The sequence below is a fragment of the Verrucosispora sp. WMMA2044 genome (assembly GCF_027497155.1).
GTDB lineage: Bacteria > Actinomycetota > Actinomycetes > Mycobacteriales > Micromonosporaceae > Micromonospora > Micromonospora palythoicola.
This window is the reverse complement of record NZ_CP114913.1, coordinates 5515862-5536212: the sequence shown is the minus strand read 5'-3', so window position 1 is coordinate 5536212 and position 20351 is coordinate 5515862. Positions and strand designations below refer to the sequence as shown.

At 72.5% G+C, this 20351-nt stretch carries 19 protein-coding genes and 1 pseudogene; 10 read left to right on the top strand and 10 right to left on the bottom strand.

The genetic code is table 11. The features are described from left to right. Positions 1-4: 4 nt before the first annotated feature. The 3 genes from O3597_RS25190 to O3597_RS25180 form a co-directional block, all read right to left on the bottom strand. The gene (locus tag O3597_RS25190) at positions 5-1084 is read right to left on the bottom strand and encodes a hypothetical protein (RefSeq protein WP_281602573.1); all 1080 of its coding nucleotides are present in this window, start codon (positions 1082-1084) and stop codon (positions 5-7) included. 83 nt (positions 1085-1167) lie between these two features. After that, positions 1168-1452 carry a DUF6457 domain-containing protein gene (locus O3597_RS25185; RefSeq protein WP_164448815.1) on the bottom strand — a complete coding sequence of 95 codons (285 nt, stop codon included), beginning with the start codon at positions 1450-1452 and terminating at the stop codon, positions 1168-1170. Then, positions 1449-2096 (bottom strand): NTP transferase domain-containing protein, encoded by a 648-nt coding sequence (locus O3597_RS25180; protein ID WP_164448814.1) that lies wholly within the window; start codon positions 2094-2096, stop codon positions 1449-1451. The genes O3597_RS25185 and O3597_RS25180 overlap by 4 nt, the downstream gene beginning before the upstream one ends. Positions 2097-2253: 157 nt before the next feature. Between O3597_RS25180 and fdhD the strand changes: the two genes are divergently transcribed. Next, positions 2254-3108, top strand: coding sequence for a formate dehydrogenase accessory sulfurtransferase FdhD (gene fdhD / locus O3597_RS25175; RefSeq protein WP_281602572.1), 855 nt, complete (start codon positions 2254-2256; stop codon positions 3106-3108). 18 nt (positions 3109-3126) lie between these two features. On the opposite strand, the gene O3597_RS25170 is transcribed toward fdhD, so the two are convergent. Together O3597_RS25170 and O3597_RS25165 are read right to left on the bottom strand one after the other, a co-directional pair. Continuing rightward, positions 3127-3837, bottom strand: a complete 711-nt coding sequence (locus tag O3597_RS25170; RefSeq protein ID WP_281602571.1) for a GAP family protein — start codon at positions 3835-3837, stop codon at positions 3127-3129. Positions 3838-3996: 159 nt separating this feature from the next. Further along, complete coding sequence (locus O3597_RS25165) at positions 3997-5034, bottom strand: DUF4192 domain-containing protein (RefSeq protein WP_281602570.1); 1038 nt, start codon at positions 5032-5034, stop codon at positions 3997-3999. 150 nt (positions 5035-5184) lie between these two features. Here O3597_RS25165 and O3597_RS25160 point away from each other — a divergent pair, with 150 nt between their 5' ends. From O3597_RS25160 to O3597_RS25130, 7 genes and pseudogenes are all read left to right on the top strand, one after another. Continuing rightward, on the top strand, positions 5185-6099 hold the full coding sequence (locus O3597_RS25160; RefSeq protein ID WP_281602569.1) for a fructosamine kinase family protein: 915 nt from the start codon (positions 5185-5187) through the stop codon (positions 6097-6099). Beyond that, on the top strand, positions 6096-7103 hold the full coding sequence (gene moaA, locus O3597_RS25155; RefSeq protein WP_281602568.1) for a GTP 3',8-cyclase MoaA: 1008 nt from the start codon (positions 6096-6098) through the stop codon (positions 7101-7103). The genes O3597_RS25160 and moaA overlap by 4 nt, the downstream gene beginning before the upstream one ends. Next, positions 7100-7354: a MoaD/ThiS family protein gene (locus O3597_RS25150; protein WP_164448906.1), complete on the top strand. Its 255-nt coding sequence runs from the start codon at positions 7100-7102 to the stop codon at positions 7352-7354. Before moaA ends, O3597_RS25150 begins: the two co-directional genes overlap by 4 nt. A 13-nt stretch (positions 7355-7367) precedes the next feature. Continuing rightward, positions 7368-8681, top strand: a complete 1314-nt coding sequence (locus O3597_RS25145; protein ID WP_281602567.1) for a metallophosphoesterase — start codon at positions 7368-7370, stop codon at positions 8679-8681. Between the two features lie 61 nt (positions 8682-8742). Then, positions 8743-11964, top strand: a complete 3222-nt coding sequence (locus O3597_RS25140) for a UvrD-helicase domain-containing protein (protein ID WP_164448809.1) — start codon at positions 8743-8745, stop codon at positions 11962-11964. Between the two features lie 561 nt (positions 11965-12525). Further along, positions 12526-12984 (top strand): annotated as a pseudogene (locus O3597_RS25135) (flagellar basal body protein FliL); the annotation flags it as partial. A 134-nt stretch (positions 12985-13118) separates the two neighbouring features. Next, positions 13119-14360 (top strand): ATP-binding protein, encoded by a 1242-nt coding sequence (locus O3597_RS25130; protein WP_281602566.1) that lies wholly within the window; start codon positions 13119-13121, stop codon positions 14358-14360. Positions 14361-14557: 197 nt separating this feature from the next. On the opposite strand, the gene O3597_RS25125 is transcribed toward O3597_RS25130, so the two are convergent. Further along, positions 14558-15103 (bottom strand): N-acetyltransferase, encoded by a 546-nt coding sequence (locus O3597_RS25125; RefSeq protein WP_281602565.1) that lies wholly within the window; start codon positions 15101-15103, stop codon positions 14558-14560. A gap of 137 nt (positions 15104-15240) precedes the next feature. Between O3597_RS25125 and O3597_RS25120 the strand changes: the two genes are divergently transcribed. Together O3597_RS25120 and O3597_RS25115 are read left to right on the top strand one after the other, a co-directional pair. Beyond that, a complete protein-coding gene (locus O3597_RS25120; RefSeq protein WP_281602564.1) occupies positions 15241-15786 on the top strand; it encodes a DoxX family protein in 546 nt (181 codons plus the stop codon). Positions 15787-16019: 233 nt separating this feature from the next. Continuing rightward, the gene (locus O3597_RS25115; protein ID WP_281602563.1) at positions 16020-17459 is read left to right on the top strand and encodes a glycosyltransferase 87 family protein; all 1440 of its coding nucleotides are present in this window, start codon (positions 16020-16022) and stop codon (positions 17457-17459) included. A gap of 9 nt (positions 17460-17468) precedes the next feature. On the opposite strand, the gene O3597_RS25110 is transcribed toward O3597_RS25115, so the two are convergent. The 4 genes from O3597_RS25110 to moaC are packed head-to-tail and all read right to left on the bottom strand — an operon-like array spanning position 17469 to position 20118. Further along, entirely contained in the window at positions 17469-17888 is a 420-nt protein-coding gene (locus tag O3597_RS25110) for a molybdenum cofactor biosynthesis protein MoaE (protein ID WP_164448803.1), read from the bottom strand. Next, a complete protein-coding gene (locus tag O3597_RS25105) occupies positions 17882-19138 on the bottom strand; it encodes a molybdopterin molybdotransferase MoeA (RefSeq protein ID WP_281602562.1) in 1257 nt (418 codons plus the stop codon). The genes O3597_RS25110 and O3597_RS25105 overlap by 7 nt, the downstream gene beginning before the upstream one ends. A gap of 9 nt (positions 19139-19147) precedes the next feature. Continuing rightward, positions 19148-19630 carry a MogA/MoaB family molybdenum cofactor biosynthesis protein gene (locus O3597_RS25100; RefSeq protein WP_164448802.1) on the bottom strand — a complete coding sequence of 161 codons (483 nt, stop codon included), beginning with the start codon at positions 19628-19630 and terminating at the stop codon, positions 19148-19150. Then, a complete protein-coding gene (gene moaC, locus O3597_RS25095) occupies positions 19627-20118 on the bottom strand; it encodes a cyclic pyranopterin monophosphate synthase MoaC (RefSeq protein WP_281602561.1) in 492 nt (163 codons plus the stop codon). Before moaC ends, O3597_RS25100 begins: the two co-directional genes overlap by 4 nt. Positions 20119-20351: the final 233 nt, after the last annotated feature.

Here is a 20351-nt window from a genome sequence, read left to right as displayed (position 1 = left end):
ACCCTCAGAGGTACATGCCGGTGCGGTGCTCGCCGCGTCCCGGCTTGTCTCCCTCGCCGAAGAACCGCTTGCCGCCGAACTCGCCGTGCAGGCGGTCGTCCAACTCGTCCGCGAGCCCGGTCATCACCTGCACCGCGAGCATCAGGTGCGTCGGCTGGAAATTGCGCCCGAAGACCGGGATCGACGCCCACACCGTGTCGTCGGCACAGTAGAGGCGCCCGATCGGCATCCGGTTGGTCAGCTCGGAGAGCTTCACGTACAGCCGCTCGGTCGGCTCGACCTCGGTCAGCACCGGCGAGAAGACGTCGACGAGCGGCGGATTGTCCCGCACCCGGACGAAGACCATCGCCGAGCCGGCCCGGATGTTGATGTCGCCGTCGGAGTCGACCTGGAGCCGGTCGGAGTCCGACTTGAGCATGGTCGAGACGACCGTGCGTACCCGCTCGGCCAGATCCAGCACCTCGGTATCGGCATCGGCCTCGTCGGTCGCCGCCAGTGCCTTCTCCAGCTCGGTGCCGATCTCACGGGCCAGGTTCACCTCGCTGCGGGCCGTCCCCAACGCCTTGCCGGGGATCGGCTCGCCCTCGCCGTCAGCGATCGCGTACACGAGAAACGCCGGGTGCGGGGCACCGTAGATGTCGCGCAGGGTCCGGGAGAGCAGCGCGGCCAGTCGGGTGGCTTCGTCCGCCGTGGCGTCCAACCCGAAGTGGTCCCCCGAGCCGTCCACCACACCCGGCGGTGACCAGCCCAGCGCGACCATGTCCGCGACCGCCGCCCGGTCCAGCCGGTACCCCTGCGGCAGCGCGGCGTTGCCCACCGCCCGGGCGGCGAACCGGCCGTCGCTGCGCACCTCGACGTAGACGGAGTAGACGGCGTCGTCGGTGCCGGAGGCGGTCGGGTCGAGGGTCAGTGCCACCTCCGCGCCCGGCGGCAGGGTGGACAGCCGCTCCGCCAACGCCCGGGCGAAGTCCCGCCACGCCTCGGTCACCTTCGCCCGCAGGTCGGCCGTGCTCGGCTCGTCGAGCAGGATCGACTCGTGGTGCACCGGCGTGCCGGGCGGTGCCGAGGGGTGGTCAGCCGTCATGATCGCCTCCGTCCGTTCCGGTCACCCTACCCAGCAGGCCGCCGGGACGGATCAGCCCGGACCGTGATCGGACAACGCGGCCGTCAACCGTGGTCGGGGCCGGCCGGGTCCGCCCGCGGGTGCGGATCGCCGCCCAGTTCCACCGGCCAGCTGGCGGCCAACCCGGCGAGCCGGGCCACGGCCACGGCCGGATCAGCGCCGCGCCCGACGGCCAGACCGAGCAGGTACGCGGAGACCGGCGCACCGGGACGCAGCACCTGGTGAGCCACGTCGCGGGCCAGATCCAGCACGGTCGGCACCGGCACCTCCGCGGGATCGAGACCGAGCTCCGCACAGGCGGCCGTGACCCAGTCGTCCAGCACCGTCATCGTGTCCACTCCTCCGCCCGCCGTAGGTCACGCTCAGTGTCGCAGTCGAACCAGGGCTCCGGGCCGGCACCGTGCCACGTCACCTCGCGCACGGTGAGGCCGGCGAGCAACTCCCGCAGCGGCGCACCGGCCACCGCACCGCCGCGTCGAACGGTGAGTCGATCGACGGCCGTCCGCAGGGCCGCGGACCGCCACACCCCGCACAGCGTCTGCCGTCGCCCCGACCGGTCCACGTAGCAGGCTCCGTCGACCGTCACCGTCCCCGGCCCTCGCCTGCTCGCCGGCTCGGCGGACCGGGGACGGTCGACGCCGTGCAGGTGGTCCAGCAGGTCGCCGACGGCGTCCCGGGTCAGCAGGGGCAGGTCGGCGGCGAGCAGGGCGACGACGGGTACCTCCGGGTCGAGCAGGGCCAGCCCGGCCGCGACGGCGGCCACCGGTCCGCCGCCCGGTGGCGTCTCCCGGGCCAGCCGAACTCCGGTGATCGCCGGTCCGGGGCCGACCAGGATGCGGGGCGACGCGTCGGCCACGGCGGTCAGCACCCGCTCGCGCATCGGCACCCCGCCGACCGGTAACACCGGCTTGTCCCGCCCGCCCATCCGACGCCCCGCCCCACCGGCGAGCACCACCGCCGCGTACGCCGTCATGCCGCCACGCTAGCCGCCCGCACGCCCCCGGAGGCAGACATGGTGGCCAGCCCCTGTCGAGCTGAACGCACGGACGAATCATCCGCGCGGCGCAACCGGCGCATCCTGGTCGGGGCGGCGTGCCGCAGGTCGGGTGACCCGAGGCAGGATGGATGACGTGGGACGGGCCTCGGATCGACGTCATGTGGTGCGGGTGGATCTGGACGCGGCCGAGACCGGCCGACGCCGGGTGCGGCGACCGGACACGCTCGCCGCGGAGGAGCCGTTGGAGATCCGGGTCGGTTCCGCCGGACCTGGGCGTCGTCCGCCGCTGACCGTCACCATGCGTACCCCGGGTGACGATCTCGACCTGGCCATCGGTTTCCTGTTCAACGAGGGTCTGATCCGCTCCGCGGACGACGTGTCCACCGCGCAGCTGTGTGCCGGCACCGACACCCCGAACACCTACAACGTGGTCGACGTGACCCTGGCGCCCGGGGTACCGGACCCGGTGACCGACCCGACCCGGCACTTCCCCACCACAAGCGCCTGCGGGGTGTGCGGCAAGGCGAGCATCGACGCGGTCCGTACCCGGTCGCGGTACGACGTCGGCGACGACCCGCTCAGCGTGCCGGCGGAGCTGTTGGCCGAGTTGCCGCAGCGGCTGCGGGCCGGGCAGCGGGGCTTCGACCGCACCGGCGGTCTGCACGCGGCGGGCCTGTTCTCCGCGGCCGGCGAGCTGGTGGTGCTGCGCGAGGACGTGGGTCGGCACAACGCGGTCGACAAGGTGGTGGGCTGGGCGGTACGCGAACATCGGCTGCCGCTGACCGGGCAGGTGCTGCTCGTGTCGGGTCGGGCCAGTTTCGAGCTGACCCAGAAGGCGTGGATGGCGGGGGTGCCGCTGCTCGCCGCGGTGTCGGCACCGAGCACCCTCGCGGTCGACGTGGCCGCTGAGGCCGGAATGACCCTGGTCGGGTTCCTGCGGGGGCGGACGATGAACGTCTACACCGGCGGGCACCGGGTCGCCGACTGACCGCGTCCCGGCCCACCGTCAGCGGTTGGCCAGCATCTCGAACAGCTCCAGCCGGGCCGCGGCGTCCCGAGCGATCAGGAAACCCGCGATGCCCAGCACCCAGCCGAGCATGCTGCCCGAGGAGCGGACGATCCACGCGTTGAGCCGGGCGAGCACCGGCTCGACAAGCCTCGGCCAGGCCACCCGGGCGCCCAGCAACAGCATCGCCGGCAACACCATGACCAGGCAGTAGCCGACGAGCAGCGCCATGCTGGTGGGCACCGCCAGGCCGGAGGTGGCGAGTAGACCCAGCGCGCCGAGGTACGGCAGCATCGTCGCCACCTCGGCCAACGCGGCGAACAGCGCCAACCCCACCAGCCAACGCGACGACGAGTCACCGGCGGTCACCCGGTCCCGCCAGCGCAGCACCCGACCCGTACCGGCACCCCGCTTGCCGTCGTACCGGAAGCTGAGCACGAGCAGGCCGACGCCGAGCACCAGCTGACCCCAGAGCACCGGCCGGTTGTCCAGCGCACCGCCCAGCAGCTCAGCCAAGCCGCTACCACCGAAGTACAGCAGCAACCCGACCACGAAGTAGATGCCGGCGATGGTGCCGAGGTAGATCATCACCCGCCGGACGCTCACCGGCCCCGGTGCCAGCAGCAGCCACACCGGGATGAACAGGGTGCCGATGCTGGTGCTGTCCACCAGCGCCAGCCCGGCCAGGGACAGCAGCAGGGCAAGGCTCATGCCGTACCAGGAGCAATCTCGGGCATGCGGCGATTATCCGGCACCGCCGCCAAGGCGGTGACCCCGCCGATCGCCCGCGTCCCACCGCCCTGGACGGTAGCGCCGGCGTCGAGCAGACGCCGCCGACACCTGCCGGTTGGGCTCTGTTCGGGGAGCCGGTCATCGAGGACGCCGTCGTGCGCGCCGCCGCGCCCGACGCCGCGCTCTCGGCAGACCGGTCGCCGGCCAGCCGTCCAGCCGGGACGGTGGCACTCCCCGGCGAAGCAGGTCGTCCAGCAGCACGGCGAGCGAGTAGTCCGGATGGTCGGTCAGCACCCGCTCCAGGGCCACCGCCGCCAACGCGCCCTGCCCGTCCCGCCAGGCGGCGAACGCGAGCAGGGAACCCGGGGCGGCGATCAGCTCCGGCGCGGCGCGGCGCAACACCTCGGCCCAGAACGCGATGTCCTCGTCCCGGCCGTCGGTGCGCTCCCAGGCGTGGTCGCGTACCGGCAGATGGGTGAGGAGCAGGCAGAGCCAGGCCAGCTCGTCGTCAGTCAGCCGCTCACCAGCACGGTGGCGCCGCACCGTGGCCCGCAACGCCGCCGTGCCGGCCGCCCGTAGGGTCCGGGCACCGAGCAGGTCGGCGGCGGGCGCGGCGGCCAGCAGGTCGGTGAGACGTTGCTCCGCCTGCTCGACCGCCACCCGCATCGTCTCCCCGCCGACCGGAGCCACCTGTGCGGCGAGGGCCGCCCGGTCGGGCAGGGCAACCTGTCCGGCGAAGACCGCCGCCGCCGGCACCGCGCTGGACTGCGGGTCGTAACGGGTGCCCTCCGGCGGGCAGCACTCCGGCTCGGTGCAGAGGTAGGACCACCACCGCCCGTCGGTGACCCGCAGCGCGTCGAGCACGGCCAGCCCCGCCTCGGCCAGCGCGGCCCGGACCGCGTCCACCGCCGGGGTCACCCGGGTGGCCGGGCCGTACCCGACGACGGTGGCCGAGTCGGCACCCTGTCGGGCGGTCACCGCGGCGATGTGCTGACCGGGCTCGTAGGGGTCGGCGTCGCCGGGCAGGTCGCCGCGCGCGGCGAAGACGATCCGCTTACCGGACAGCGCCACCACCACGATGCTGTCGGTGGGATGGAAGCCGAGCAGGTACGGCACGGCGGCGATGAGGTCGGCGGGAGAGCGTACGGACAGTCGGGGCAGCTCGGTCGAGTTCATGCAGGCAGCCTGCGAGCCCGGCATCCCGCGCCGCTGCCCCTGTGGACGACACGCCGCTTATCCACAGTTACACAGAGTGTTCTCGCTGCTCACGAGGAATCGGCGGCCGTCGGGAAGTGGAAGCCGTCCCGTTGGCGATACGTTGCGGGGATGGATCTGGCGTACCTGCGGGCGCATCCCGAGCAGTTGCCCACCTTCCTGACCCATCAGCGGATCCGGGAGACGCCGGTGTCCGGCGGCGACATCTGCGCGGCTTCCCGGTTGACCCTGGACGACGGTCACTCGGTGTTCGCGAAGTCCTGGCCGGAGCACGCGGATCGGCCGGTGCCGGAGGGATTCTTCGCCGCCGAGGCGGCCGGGCTGCGGTGGCTACGCGAGGCCGATGCGGTCGCCGTACCGGAGGTGCTGGTCGCGTTGCCGCAGTTGCTGGCCCTTCAGTGGATCGAGCCGGGGGAGCCGAGCCCGGCGGCGGCCGACCGTCTCGGGCGGGAGTTGGCCGGACTGCACCGGGCTGGTGCCGACGCGTTCGGCGCTCGGTGGCCCGGGTTCATCGGCGCGCTGCCGGCGGACAACACGCCGGACGACGGCCCGTGGCCGGAGTGGTTCGCTCGGGCCAGGCTGCTGCCCTACCTGCGCCGATCGGTCGACGGTGGAGCCCTCACCAGCGCCGACGCGGCCCTGGTCGAGCAGGTCATCGCCCGGGTCGACGAGTTCGGCGGTGACGAGCCACCCGCCCTCATCCACGGTGACCTCTGGCCGGGCAACCTGCTCTGGGGTGACGACGACCGGGTCTGGCTGGTCGACCCGGCGGCGCACGGTGGGCACCGGGAGACCGACCTGGCCCAGTTGGCGCTCTTCGGCGGCCCGCCGCACCACGACCGGATCATGGCGGCGTACCAGGAGAGCTGGCCGCTCGCCGACGGATGGCGGGCCCGGGTGCCGCTGCACCAGCTGCACCTGCTGCTCGTGCACACCGCGCTCTTCGGTGCCGCGTACCGCGATTCGGTAACCCGCAGCGCCCGGGACGCCCTGAACGGGGTCGGTCGCGCTACCGTCGACCAGTGAGCCTCCCCCCGCCCACCGGCCTCGTCGACCGGTACGGCCGCGTCGCCCGAGACCTGCGGGTGTCGCTGACCGACAAGTGCAACCTGCGCTGCACCTACTGCATGCCCGCCGAGGGGCTGCCCTGGCTGGCCGGGCCGCAACTGCTCACCGACGACGAGGTGGTCCGGCTGATCCGGGTCGCGGTGTGCCGGCTCGGGGTCGACGAGGTGCGGTTCACCGGCGGTGAACCGCTCATCCGTCCCGGTCTGGTCGGCATCGTCGAAGCCGTCGCGGCCCTCGACCCGCGCCCCCGGATCTCGCTCACCACGAACGGCATCGGCCTGGACCGACTCGCCCCCGCGCTGCGCGCCGCCGGACTGGACCGGGTGAACGTCTCGCTCGACACGCTGGACCGGGAACGCTTCACCCGACTCACCCGTCGGGACCGGCTGGCCGACGTGCTGGCCGGTCTGGCCGGCGCGGCCACCGCCGGGCTGACGCCAGTCAAGATCAACGCCGTGTTGATGCGCGGTGTCAACGAGGACGAGGCACCGACGCTGCTGCGCTTCGCCCTCGACCACGGCTACGAGCTGCGGTTCATCGAGCAGATGCCGCTGGACGCGCAGCACGGCTGGGATCGCGCCGCCATGGTGACCGCCGACGAGATCCTGGCCGCGCTGCGTGCCGCGTACGACCTCAGCCCGGACCCGACCGAACGCGGCACCGCGCCCGCCGAGACCTGGCTGGTCGACGGCGGCCCGGCCCGGGTCGGCGTGATCGGCACGGTGACCCGGCCCTTCTGCGGCGACTGCGACCGGACCCGGCTCACCGCCGACGGGCAGATCCGCAACTGCCTGTTCGCCACCGAGGAGTCGGACCTGCGCGGTGCGCTGCGGGCCGGAGCCGACGACGAGGAACTGGCCCGCCGCTGGCGGGCGGCGACGCTGGGCAAGCGGGCCGGGCACGGCATCGACGACCCGTCCTTCCTGCAACCGACCCGGCCGATGTCGGCCATCGGAGGCTGACCGTGGCGAGCGTCACCGTCCGCTATTTCGCCGGGGCCCGGGCCGCGGCCGGCCGCGCCGAGGAGACCACCACCGCTGGTCGGTCGCTCGACGAACTGGTGGCCGAGCTGGCCGAGCGGCACGGCGGCCGGTTGGCACCGGTGCTGGCGGTGTCGAGTTTTCTGATCGACGGCGTGACCTGTCATGATCGGCAGAAGCCGCTGCCGGCCGGGGCGACGATCGACGTCCTGCCTCCCTTCGCCGGCGGCTGAGGGGGAGCCACACGTGTTCGCGGTACTCGGCTTCGTCACCACCCTTGCCGTGATCACCGGGTTGATCCATCTCTACCTGTGGAAACGGTTGGTGAAGGACACCACCACCGCCGGACGCTGGCGGCGGGCCGGCACGGTCACCGCCGTGGTGCTGGCCCTGCTGGTGCCGGCCACGATGGTCGGCACCCGAGCCGGGATGTACTGGCTAGCCTGGCCGGGCTACCTCTGGCTCGCGCTGATGTTCTACCTGCTGGTGCTGCTCGTCGTGCTGGAAGTCCCGATGGTGGTGGCGCGGCTGGTGCTGCGCCGCCGGTCGGTCCTGGTCGCTCCGGAGCCGGTACTGGTCGGCCCGGCCGCCGCCCCCGTGCCCGGGTCGTCGACCGACGAGCCGGCCGACGACGAGCCGGCCGCGCCGGGTGCACCGGCCCAGCCGACCGCCGACGGTCCGACGGATGGACCGGCCGCCGGCGCGGTCGGCCCCGACCACGATCCGGGCCGCCGCCTGCTGCTCGCCCGGGGTGCCGCGATCTTCGCCGGACTCACCGCCACCGGCCTGGTCGGCTACGGCGTACGCACCGCGCTGGGTCCGCCCCGGCTGGACCGGGTGCAGATCCGGCTGGCCAAGCTGCCCCGCAGCATGGACGGCCTGCGCATCGCCACCGTCTCGGACATCCACATCGGCCCGCTGACCGGCCGGGCGCACACCGAGCGGATCGTGGCCGCGATCAACCGGCTGGACGCCGACATCGTCGCCGTGGTCGGCGACCTGGTCGACGGCACGGTGGCCGAGCTGGGCGACGACGCCGCACCGCTGCGCGACCTGCAAGCACGCCACGGCAGCTACTTCGTCACCGGCAACCACGAGTACTACTCCGGGGTGGAGGAGTGGGTGGCCGAGGTCGACCGGCTCGGGCTGCGGGTGCTCCAGAACCAACGACTGGAGATCGCCACCCGTGGTGGAGTGCTCGACCTGGCCGGCGTCAACGACGTCTCCGCCGTCGGCAACGGTGTCTCCGCGCCGCCGGACTACGACGCCGCGCTGGGTGACCGTGACCCGTCCCGGCCGGTGGTGCTGCTCGCCCACCAGCCGGTGGCGGCCCTGGAGGCGGCGCGGTACGGGGTCGACCTGCAACTGTCCGGCCACACGCACGGCGGTCAGATCGTCCCCTTCAACCTGCTGGTGAAGCTGGAACAGCCGGTCGTCTCCGGGCTCGGTGAGGTGGACGGGACCAAGGTCTACGTGACCAACGGCGCCGGCTTCTGGGGGCCTCCGGTACGGGTCGGCGCGGAGCCTCAGGTCACCCTCGTCGAGCTTCATTCGGCATAGCGCAGCTCACCTCCGTGCGTGGCGGCGCGCGGGAGCGCAGCCGGTCGTGACAGGATGCGGCGTGCCCCCGTTCAGCGCCGTACCCCCCGGTGGCCTGTCGCCCTTCGTCGCGGACCTGCACATCCACTCGAAGTACTCGCGGGCCTGTAGCCGCGACCTGACCCTGCCGAACCTGGGCTGGTGGGCGCGACGCAAGGGCATCGCGGTCCTCGGTACCGGTGATTTCACCCATCCGGCCTGGTACGACCACCTGCGGGAGACCCTGCATCCCGCCGAGCCGGGCCTGTACCGGCTGTCGCCGCAGGCGGAGCGGGACATCGCCCGTCGGCTGCCGCCCCGGCTGGCCAGCGAGGCGGAGGGCGATCCGGTCCGGTTCATGCTCAGCGTGGAGATCTCCACGATCTACAAGCGGGACGACCGGACCCGCAAGGTTCATCACCTGATCTACCTGCCGGACCTGGACGCGGTGGGCCGGTTCAACGCCGCGCTCGGCCGGATCGGCAACCTCGGCTCGGACGGCCGGCCCATCCTCGGTCTGGACTCGCGCGATCTGTTGGAGATCACGCTGGAGGCGAGTGGGGACGGATACCTGGTACCGGCGCACATCTGGACGCCGTGGTTCTCGGCGCTGGGCTCGAAGTCCGGCTTCGACGCGATCGCCGACTGCTACGCCGATCTGGCCGAACACATCTTCGCGGTGGAGACCGGGCTCTCCTCGGACCCGGCGATGAACTGGCGGGTGGGCAGCCTGGACCGCTACCGGCTGGTCTCCAACTCCGACGCGCACTCACCACCCGCCCTCGCCCGGGAGGCCACCGTCTTCGCCTCGGCCCGGGACTACTTCGCCATCCGGGAGGCGCTGCGTACCGGTGACGGGCTGGCTGGGACGATCGAGTTCTTCCCTGAGGAGGGCAAGTACCACGCCGACGGCCACCGGCTGTGCGGGGTGAACTGGGCACCGGAACGGACCCGGGAGGCCGGCGGACGCTGCCCGGAGTGCGGTAAGCCGTTGACGGTGGGCGTACTGAGTCGGGTCGAGGATCTGGCCGACCGGCCCGAGGGGTACCGGCCGCAGCACGCTCCCGACGTGACCCACCTGATCCAGCTCGCCGAGATCCTTGGTGAGATCCACAAGGTTGGTCCGCGCTCGAAGCGGGTCGAGGGGAAGCTCACCGAGCTGGTCGCCGCGCTCGGCGCGGAGTTGGAGATCCTGATTCGCGTTCCGCTGGACGAGATCGGCCGGATCGGCGGCGAGTTGCTCGCCGAGGGCATCGGCCGGCTCCGTCGCGGTGAGGTCCGCCGGGTGCCGGGCTACGACGGCGAGTACGGCGTGATCACCCTGTTCGACCCGACGGAGCTGACCGACGGCACCGGGGTGTCCGCCGGGCAGGAGACGCTGTTCGACGTACCGGTGGTGCCCGCACCGCGACGTGCCTCGGAGTCCATGGCCAAGACGGGTGCTGCGACGAAGCCGGCGACCGGTGCGCAGCGCCCGCCGGCGAAGCCTGAGCCCAAGCGCAGGCCGGCGGTCCCGGCACCGCCGATCGCGCCGGCACCCTCTCCGCACGAGCCGTTCGAACCGATGCTCGCCGGCATGGAGGAGGTCGGCACCGGCCTGCTCGACCGGCTCGACGCGATGCAGCGGGTCGCCGCCTCGGCCCCCGGAGGTCCGCTGTTGATCGTCGCCGGTCCCGGTACCGGCAAGACGCGCACGTTGACCCACCGCATCGCGTACCTGTGCGCCGAGTTGAACGTCTTTCCCGAGCAGTGCCTGGCCATCACGTTCACCCGGCGGGCCGCCGAGGAACTGCGGCACCGCCTGGACGGCCTGCTGGGCCCGGTCGCCGAGGACGTCACCGTCGGCACGTTCCACTCGCTCGGGCTGACCATCCTGCGGGAGAACACCCAGGCCGCCGGGCTGGTCGAGGGCTTCCGGATCGCCGACGACGCGGAGCGGGCCGCCGTGCGGGCCGAGGCCGGGGACGATCCGGCCCGTTACACGACGCTGCTGCGCAAACAGGGTCTGGTGGACCTGGACGAGTTGCTCACCCTGCCGGTGGCGCTGCTGCTTCAGGACCGGCGGCTGGTCGACCGGTACCGCGAGCGCTGGCGGTGGATCTTCGTCGACGAGTACCAGGACGTCGACGCGGTGCAGTACGAACTGCTGCGCCTGCTCAGTCCACCCGACGGCAACCTGTGCGCGATCGGCGACCCGGACCAGGCGATCTACTCGTTCCGTGGTGCCGACGTCGGGTACTTCCTGCGCTTCTCGCAGGACTTCACCGATGCCCGGCTGGTCCGGCTCAACCGCAACTACCGGTCGTCGGCGCCGATCCTGGCCGCCGCGGTGCAGGCCATCGCGCCGTCATCGCTGGTGCGGGGTCGCCGGTTGGATCCGGCCCGGCTCGACCCGGAGGCCCCGCTGGTCGGCCGGTACGCCGCCACCTCCGTCGCGGACGAGGCCGACTTCGTGGTACGCACCGTCGACGAGCTGGTCGGTGGCCTGTCCCACCGGTCGCTCGATTCCGGCCGGATCGACGGCCGGTCGACCACGCTGTCCTTCTCGGACATCGCGGTGCTGTACCGCACGGACTCGCAGGCGGCCCCGATCGTGGACGCGCTGGCCCGGGCCAACATCCCGGTGCAGAAGCGCTCGCACGACCGGCTGCGGGACCGCCCCGGGGTCACCGCCATCGCTCGCGAGCTGCGGCACGCCCCCGGTGTCGAGGGTGCCCTGCCCGCCCGGGTACGCCTCGCCGGCCAGGTGCTCGCGGACCGGTTCGCCATCCCGACCCTGGACGGGTCCGGCGGGATACGCCCGGAGGACGTCCGGACCGCCGTCGACCTGCTGACACCGCTGGCCCGCCGGTGCGGCGACGACCTGGAGATGTTCCTGTCACAGCTCGCCACCGGCGCCGAGGTGGACGCGATCGACCCGCGTGCCGAGGCGGTCACCCTGCTGACCCTGCACGCCGCGAAGGGTCTGGAGTTTCCGGTGGTCTTCCTGGTCGGTGTCGAGGACGGGCTGCTGCCACTGCGTTGGCCCGGCGCCCCGACCGACGAGGCAGCGGTGGCCGAGGAGCGGCGACTCTTCTTCGTCGGGTTGACCCGGGCCCAGGACCGGCTCTACGTCAGCCACGCCGCCCGTCGGTTCCGGCACGGCTCGGAGCGGGACTGCCGCCCGTCACCGTTCATCGACGCGGTGGACCCGGGCCTGTTCGAACGCCTCGGCGACAGCGCGGGCCCCCGGCGACCCAAGGACCGCCAGCTGCGCCTCATCTGACGCTGGTGCGCTGTCCAGACAGCGCACCTGGGCCGGTCGGGTTGCCGACCGGCTCGGCGGCTGTGCCACCTTGGACCGTCCGCACGCACTACGGTGACGGTGGCGGTGCCGGTTGGTCGTCCGACCACCCACCGGCTCCACCCGAGGCTCAGGAGGGCGTGCATGGCGAACTACGGACCACCGGGGCCGGGCCCGCAGCCGTGGCACGAGCCGCAACCCGGCGAGTGGTACGGCCACGGCCGGCCGCCCGACGCACCGCCGCCGCACGACCCGGACCAGACCCGCGAGTTCGGTCGCCCGTACGGCGACCAGTCCCACGGTCGCGCCCCCGGACAGAACTACGGGTACGGCCAGGACCCCGGCAGCGGTCAGGACCACGGGTACAGCCGGGACCACGGAGGTGGACAGCGCTACGGGCCCGGCGAGTCCTACGACTCCGCAGGTCACGGCGGCGGTTGGTACGGCACCACCGGCCCGGGACACCTCCCACAGGCTCCGGATACCTGGGGGCGGTCCGCCCACCAGCACGACGCGGAGACCGGGTACGCCGGCACCCCCGCGCCACCGCCACCGCGCCGGCGCGGACGGATGCTTGTCGTGCTGGCAGCCGGTCTGGTGCTGATGCTGGGCGGTGCGACGGCGCTCTATCTGCTCGGGCGGGACGGCGAGGCACCGACTCCGGTGGCCGCGCCGACCGAGGAGGGGGCACCCGCCCCGGACGCTCAGGACGACGAGACCGCGCCCGACGACCCGGCCGCCGCATCCTCCGCCGACCCCCGCTTCGTGCAGGCGGGGCAGTGTGTACGCAACGACTCGGGGGCCGGCGGCAAGCCCAGGCTGCTGCTGAGTGAGTGTGCGCCGAGGTCGTACGAGGTGCTGCGGCGCATCGACGGCAAGACCAGCGGAGAGCGTGACGCCGAGGAGAAGTGCGCGGCGGTCGACGGCTACACCAACTGGTACTTCTACGACAGCGAGTTGGACTCGCTCGACTTCGTGCTGTGCCTCAAGCAGCGCGGCTGAGGACCTATCACCGAAACTAGTGCTGTCTAGCCTGGAGGCTAGACAGCACTAGTTTTTGGTCGAGGGCAACACGCCGGTACCGCCGTCTATCCATGTCTAGCCTCTCCTCTAGACGGCCCGATACTCTGCGATGCGTGGATCCGGTCCGCAACCCCTACGCGCCGGGCGCCGGCCAGCGTCCGCCCGAACTCGCCGGGCGGGGGCGGGAACTGGACGTCTTCGACATCGTCCTGGAACGCATCGCCCGCGGCCGACCGGAACGCAGCCTGATGCTCACCGGGCTCCGCGGCGTCGGCAAGACCGTCCTGCTGAACACGTTGCGCTCGCAGGCGATCAACCGGCTCTGGGGCAGCGGAAAGATCGAAGCACGACCGGATCAGTCGTTGCGCCGACCGATCGCCGCCGCCCTGCACATGGCCGTCCGGGAGCTGGCACCGAGGCACCGGGCACCGGAGCGGATCGACGCCTTCCTCGGGGTGCTCAAGGCCTTCGCCCAACGTGGCGCGCCGACCGGCCGGGGTGGGGCCGCTCCGAAGCTGCGCGACAGGTGGCAGCCCGGCATCGACGTGCCAGCGGCAAGTGGGCGGGCCGACTCCGGCGACATCGAGATCGACCTGGTGGAACTGCTCACCGACGCCGCCTCCGTCGCCAGCGACGTGGGCACCGGCGTCGCCATCTTCATCGACGAGATGCAGGACCTCGGGCCGGAGGACGTCTCCGCGCTCTGCGCCGCCTGCCACGAGCTTTCGCAGCTCGGCGCGCCCCTGATCGTGGTCGGGGCCGGGCTGCCGCACCTGCCGGCGGTGCTGAGCGCGGCGAAGTCGTACTCCGAGCGGTTGTTCCGCTACCAGCGCATCGACCGCCTCGACCGGATCGCCGCCGACCACGCACTCTGCGCGCCGGCCGAGCGGGAGGACGTGGCGTACGAGGCAAAGGCCCTCGACCTGCTCTACGAGAAGTCCGGCGGATATCCGTACTTCGTGCAGGCGTACGGGAAGGCGACCTGGGACCACGCCCCCCGGTCACCGATCACCCCGGCCGACGTACGCGTCGCCGCACCGGAGGCCGAGGCGGAGCTGGCCGTGGGCTTCTTCGGCTCCCGCTTCGAGCGGGCCACCCCCGCCGAGCGGGAGTACATGCGCGCGATGGCGACGCTGTCGCTCGTCGAAGGGGAGAACGACGGCGGCGGCCGGGACGACATGGACGCGGCGGTGCCGACCTCGGAGATCGCCCGAGCCCTCGGCCGTAAGCCTGCCAGCCTCTCGCCGGCTCGGGATGCGTTGATCAAGAAAGGGCTGATCTACTCCGGGGAACGCGGCACGGTCGCCTTCACCGTCCCCCACTTCGGCCGCTACCTGCGCACCCAGCCCGCCTGAGCTGGATCTCCACGGAGACCGGCCAGAGTTGGCGCGGCTGCGGCGCGCCACGGCACGGCATTCGGTGGTCGATGCCCTCCTGCGGTCCTGTCGAGCCACTCACATGAACTCGCCGCGCCGGACCGAGCGATCCGCATCGTGTGGTCGGTCAGCGGTCCGAGCTGTGACATGGCAGGCGAGTCCAGGTGAGACAGCGGTCAGACCTTGGACCAGGGCGGTGGGAAGACCACCTCGCCCCGCGGGGGTGGCGGCTCGCCGCTGGTGGCCGGCGGCAGCACCAGTGCCTGCCACGGCTCGCCGAGGCCGGACCAGGGGCTGGTCAGGCCCAACTGGTCGGCCCGGCTGAAGCCGAAGCGCCGGTAGTAGGCCGGATCGCCGAGGACCACCACCAGCCGCTCACCGAGTTCCGTAGCCGCCTCCAGGGCGGCCTGCACCACCGACGTGCCGAGCCCGATCCGCTGCCGGTGCGGCGCCACACCCACCGGGCCCAATGCCAGCGCCGGTGTGCTGGCCGTGCCCGAATTGACAAGCACCCGGGTGAGCAGGGCACAACCGACGATCTCCCCGCCGTACTCGGCGACCATCGCCAGCTCCGGCAGCCACGCGTCGCTGCCCCGCAGCTCGTCGACGAGGCGTACCTCCGGTGGGACGGCGACGTCGGGTCGGGCGAACGCCGCGGCCAGCACCCGGCGGATCGCGCCGGTGTCGGCCGGGTCCTCGGGTCGCAGCCGCAGGGTCGTCACGCGGCGTAGGGTACCCCGGAAGACCCGTCCATCCGCGACGGTCCTCGATTCCGGGCGCGGCGGCACCGACACACTCGATCGATCGACATACCCCGTTGCGGGGCGTAGTCACGCCCCGGACAGGGTATGACTGTTCCATGACGCCCGTACGATCCCTCGCCCGCGCCATGCTGAGCGGCATCTTCGTGGTCAGCGGCGCCCGCAACTTCGCCAACCCCGGCCGCCTGACGCCCACCGCGAAACCGATAACCGATCGGGTGACGCCGCTGCTGGAGCGGGCGCATCCGCGGATCCCCACGGATACTGAAACCCTGATCCGAGCCAACTCGGCCGTGCAGCTCGGTGCCGGGCTCATGCTGGCCACCGGGCGGTTCACCCGGCTGGCGGCCCTGGTGCTGGCCGGCACGCTGATCCCGGTCACCCTCGCCGGGCACCCCTTCTGGCTCAACGACGACCCGGCAGCGAAGAGCAACAACCAGATCCACTTCCTGAAGAACCTCGGTCTCTTCGGTGGGTTGCTGCTCGCCGCCGCGGACACGGAGGGTAAGCCCGGACTACGCTGGCGGGCCGGTCACCGCATCGGCCACTCGCGACGGTCGGTGCGCCGCGCCGTCCGGACCGCCCGTCGGGAGGCCCGGATCGCCCTCCGGTCCGCCGCCACCGCTCGGCGGCTGCCCGGCTGAGCGGTAGGCGTCCCCCTCACCCCCGCTGAGCTGCGATCCAACCACCCCCACCCAGGCTAAGGCCGCGAATCACCTGAACCGTCCGGTAGGCGTTAACGCGGTGGAAATGTCAAAAGAATGTGTGGGATCGGACACGGTCGCATAACGCGGGAGGCACTGACGTGAGGCGCCGTTCTAGGCTCCGTACTGGACCTGGACGGGTAGGACGACCTTGGTACGGGGGTGGCCACGCCATGCCGACGATCGTCGGTAGAGGGCTGGACCGCCTCGCCACAGTCCGTCGCGTAACGCGTGGGATCGATCGTAGGACAGTCGTACGGGCGGGCATCGTCGCCGCCGTCGCCTACGCCGCATGGCTTGCCATCGGCGCTTTCGGGCGTCCGTACAACTTCTTCGACATGAAGATCTACCACGGCGCGGTGGTCTGGTGGGCGAGCGGTCACGAGCTGTACGAGTTCGTAGCGCCCGACACAACCCTGGGTTTCACCTACCCTCCCTTCGCCGGGCTGGCCATGCTGCCGATGGCGCACCTGCCGGTCACCCTGGCCGGTCTGGTCAACGCCGCGGTCAGCATCGCCGCGCTGGCCGTGGTGCTGGCCGCGCTGCTGCGCCCGATCGTCGACCGGCTGGGCTGGCCACTGTGGTACACGGTGGCCATCGCCACGCCGCTGGCCGTCGCCATCGAACCCACCCGGGAGACGCTCGGCTACGGGCAGGTCAACCTGCTGCTGTTCGCCCTGATCCTGGCCGACCTGGTCGCCCTGCGCTGGCGCTCACGCCGCGGCACCCACCAGGCCGAGGACGACGGCCCGCTGCTGCGGTTCGTCTACGGCGGTGCCTGGGCCGGCGTGGGCATCGGCCTGGCCACCGCCGTCAAGCTGACCCCGGCCCTGTTCATCTTCTACCTGATGATCACTCGACAGTGGCGGGTGGCCGCGACGGCCATCGGCACCGCCGTCGGAGTGACCATCGGCAGCTTCGGCATCGTCGGCGCGGAGTCCCGCGACTACTTCGGCAGCGTGCTGTGGCAGACCGAACGGGTGGGCGCCGCCGACATGACGCCCAACCAGTCCCTGGCCGGTCTGCTGGCCCGGCTCTACGACTCGATCGAGACCCCCGGCCTGCTCTGGCTCGCCTTCTCCGTGCTGGTGCTGGCGCTCGGACTGTCACGGGCGTCCAACGCCCACTCCGACGGCGACGAACTGACCGCCTTCACGCTTGTCGGCCTGACCGCCAACGTGATCAGCCCGATCTCCTGGACGCACCACCTCGTCTGGGTGATCCCGGCGATCATCGTCCTGGCCGACAACGCGATCCGTCGGCACGATGCCAGCCGGGGGCCGATCCGATCCGCGTCAACGCCGTACGGCGGGCCGCCGGGAGTCGCCACCCTCCGACCACCGATCTGGTACCCGACGCTCACCGGATTCCGCCACGGCATCGCCGCCATCGGGCTCTACCTGCTCTTCCTGATCTCGCCCATCTGGCCGTACGAGCACCAACTGCCGGAGGTCTCCCACTACCAGGACGGCCTGTTCGGCGCGTTGATGGAGAACTCCCTGGCGCTGGCGCTGATCCTGCTGGTCGCCGCACTGCCGTGGCGGCCCGGGGCGGAACCCGCCTTCCACACCGACCGGGCGGCGCGCGCCTCGATGCTGTACGGACGGCGTTAGGCCCACCGCTCAGGGGCAGTTCACCCACTCCTCGGTGCCGTCGGTGAAGACCTGCCGCTTCCAGATCGGCAGCCGGGCCTTCGCCTCGTCCACCAGCCGGGCACAGGCAGCGAACGCGGCGGCGCGGTGGGCGGTGCTGACCGCCGCCACCAGGGCCACGTCGCCGATGGCCAGTGGGCCGATGCGGTGCGACACCGCCACGGCGTACACGTCGGGGTCGGCGGCGATCTCGTCGGCGACCTCCTGGAGCACCTTCGCGGCGTTCGGGTGGCCCTCGTACTCCAGGCTGACCACCGACCGCCCGTGGTCGTGATCGCGCACCACCCCGGCGAACGACACCACCGCGCCGGCCCGAGGGTCGGCGACCGCCGCCTCGTGGGCGGCGAGATCCAGTGGCTGGTCGGTAACGGTGCTGATGACGGTCACCATGCCCGCTCCCCAGGTAGCAGCGGCAACGGCACGATCGGAACCCGATCACCCACCGAGCCGGTGGTGCCGGGGCTGATCACGGCGAACCCGTCCGCGTTGGCGAGCCCGCGCAGCATGGCCGAACCGACGTGCCGGACCGGGTGGGCCGTCCCGGCGACCCGGTCGAGCCGCACCAGCGCCAGGTGGGTCTGGTTGCCACGGCCGGCAACAGACTCGGCGAGGACGGCGTGCGGAAGTGTCGGCAACGACCGACCGGCGAGCCCGGCCAGTAGCGGGACCACGAGAGACACCAGCGCGATGACGGCGGACTGCGGGTTGCCGGGCAGCCCGGCCACGAACCGGACCTGACCGTCGGCACCGACCAACCTGGCCAGCAGCATCGGGAAGCCGGGACGCACCGCGACCGTGTTGACCACGTATTCCGCACCTAACGTCGCCAGCGCCGGGTGCAGGTGGTCGACCGGGCCGTGCATGGTGCCGCCTGTGGTGCAGACCAGTTCGGCGTGGTCCAGGGCGGCGCGCAGCGCGGCCACGTGAGCGTCAAGCGTGTCGGCGACGGGGCCGACCACGCCGTCGGGATCGATGCGGCAGCCGTACCGTCGTAGCCAGCCCGGCACCGCTGGGCCCAGCGCGTCACGGACCCGCCCGTCGCCCGGCGGGCCCGCGGTGAGCAGCTCGTCGCCGAAGACCAGCAGTGCGGCCCGAGGCTGCCGGCGTACCCGCAGCGTGTCGAGGCCGCACGAGGCGGCCAGACCGATCACCGCTGGGTCGACCGGTGTCCCGGCCGGCAGCAGTTCCTCACCGGCGGTCGCCTCCTCGCCGGGCCGCCGCCACTCCGGCGTGGCACGCGGCACGCCGTCGACAAACCCCGCCGGGGTACGCCTCGACTCCTCCACCCTGAGCACCGCCGAGGCACCCGCCGGCACCATCGCCCCGGTGGCGATCTCGACCGTCGTTCCGTCCTCGGTCAACGGGGCAGCCGTACTGCCGGCGAGGACCCGCCCGACGACCCGCCACGGGCCGGCACCACGAACCGCCCAGCCGTCCACACTCGACGTCGGGAACGCCGGCAGGTCGGTCCGGGGGGTGAGTGGTTCGGCGAGAGTGTGCCCGTCGGCCTCGGCGAGTGGCAGCTCGACGGCGGGCAGCGCGGCGGCCAGGCCGGCCGCGTGCACCCGGGAGCGGGCCTGCGCCCAGTCGGCCGGCGGTGGCGCGGAGACCTCGTCGGTGGAGGCGGTTTCCTTTCTCACCGGCCGAGCCTAACCGGCCGCCGGGTGGTCACCACCGCGCAGCTGATCGACCGTGTGGGCCAGGATCGGTCCCAGCACGGCGAGGCCGTCCCGTGCCCCGCCGGTCGAGCCGGGCAGGTTCACCACAAGCGTGCGGCCGGCCACCCCGGCCACCCCTCGGGAGAGCACGGCGGTAGGCACCTTGTCGCGGCTGTGCGCGCGGATCGCCTCGGCGATGCCGGGAATCTCGTAGTCGAGCAGGGCCCGCGTCACGTCGGGTGTGCGATCGGTGGGGGTGATCCCGGTGCCGCCGCTGGTCAGCACCACGTCGATGCCGTCCGCCACGGCCGCCCAGACCGCCTGGCCGACCGGGTCGCCGTCCGGCACGACCACCGGTTCGTCCACCGCGCAGCCCAACTCCCGCAGCCCGGCGACGAGGAGCGGGCCGCTGGTGTCGGCGTAGACACCGGCGGCGGCCCGGTTGGAGGCCACCACCACCCGGGCGCGGATCACGGCCGGTCCTCCGGGCGCTGCCACAGGCCGGTCTTGCCGCCCTCCTTGCGCAGCACTCGGACCGCGTCGACGCTGGCCGCCGGGTCCACGGCCTTGACCATGTCCACCAGAGCCAACCCGGCGACCGCGACCGCGGTCAGCGCCTCCATCTCCACGCCGGTGCGGTCGGCGGTACGGGCGGTGGCGGTGATCTCGACCGTGTCGGCGGTCAGCGTCAGGTCGATGGTGACACCGTGCAGGGCGATCGGGTGGCACAGCGGAATCAGGTCGGGAGTGCGCTTGGCGCCCATGATCCCGGCGAGCCGCCCGACCGCCAGGGCGTCGCCCTTCGGCAGGCCGTCTCCACGCAGCAGGTCGATCACCTCACGGGTGGTCCGCAGCCGGCCGGCGGCGGTCGCCGCACGACCGGTGACCTGTTTGGCGGAAACATCGACCATGCGCGCCGCACCGGCGGTGTCGACGTGGGTGAGCTGGGCAGGTTCGGTCACGGTCGCGAGCCTATCCGTGCCGTGCGACAGTCGGTACGGCGCTCGGAAGGAGCGGCGCTCCCGCGCCGCTCCTTCCGAGACCGGCCTGCCTCCGGTTGCTGGGGTAGACCCGGCGGCAGGGGTCGCGACGAGATCCGGCAACTGTCGGATCTCCCCCCGTCGGCGAACGTCCGGGAGGCTAACGACCCCGGCGATAAGAAATCGATAAGGACGAGGGCCGGAGAGGTCCGGCG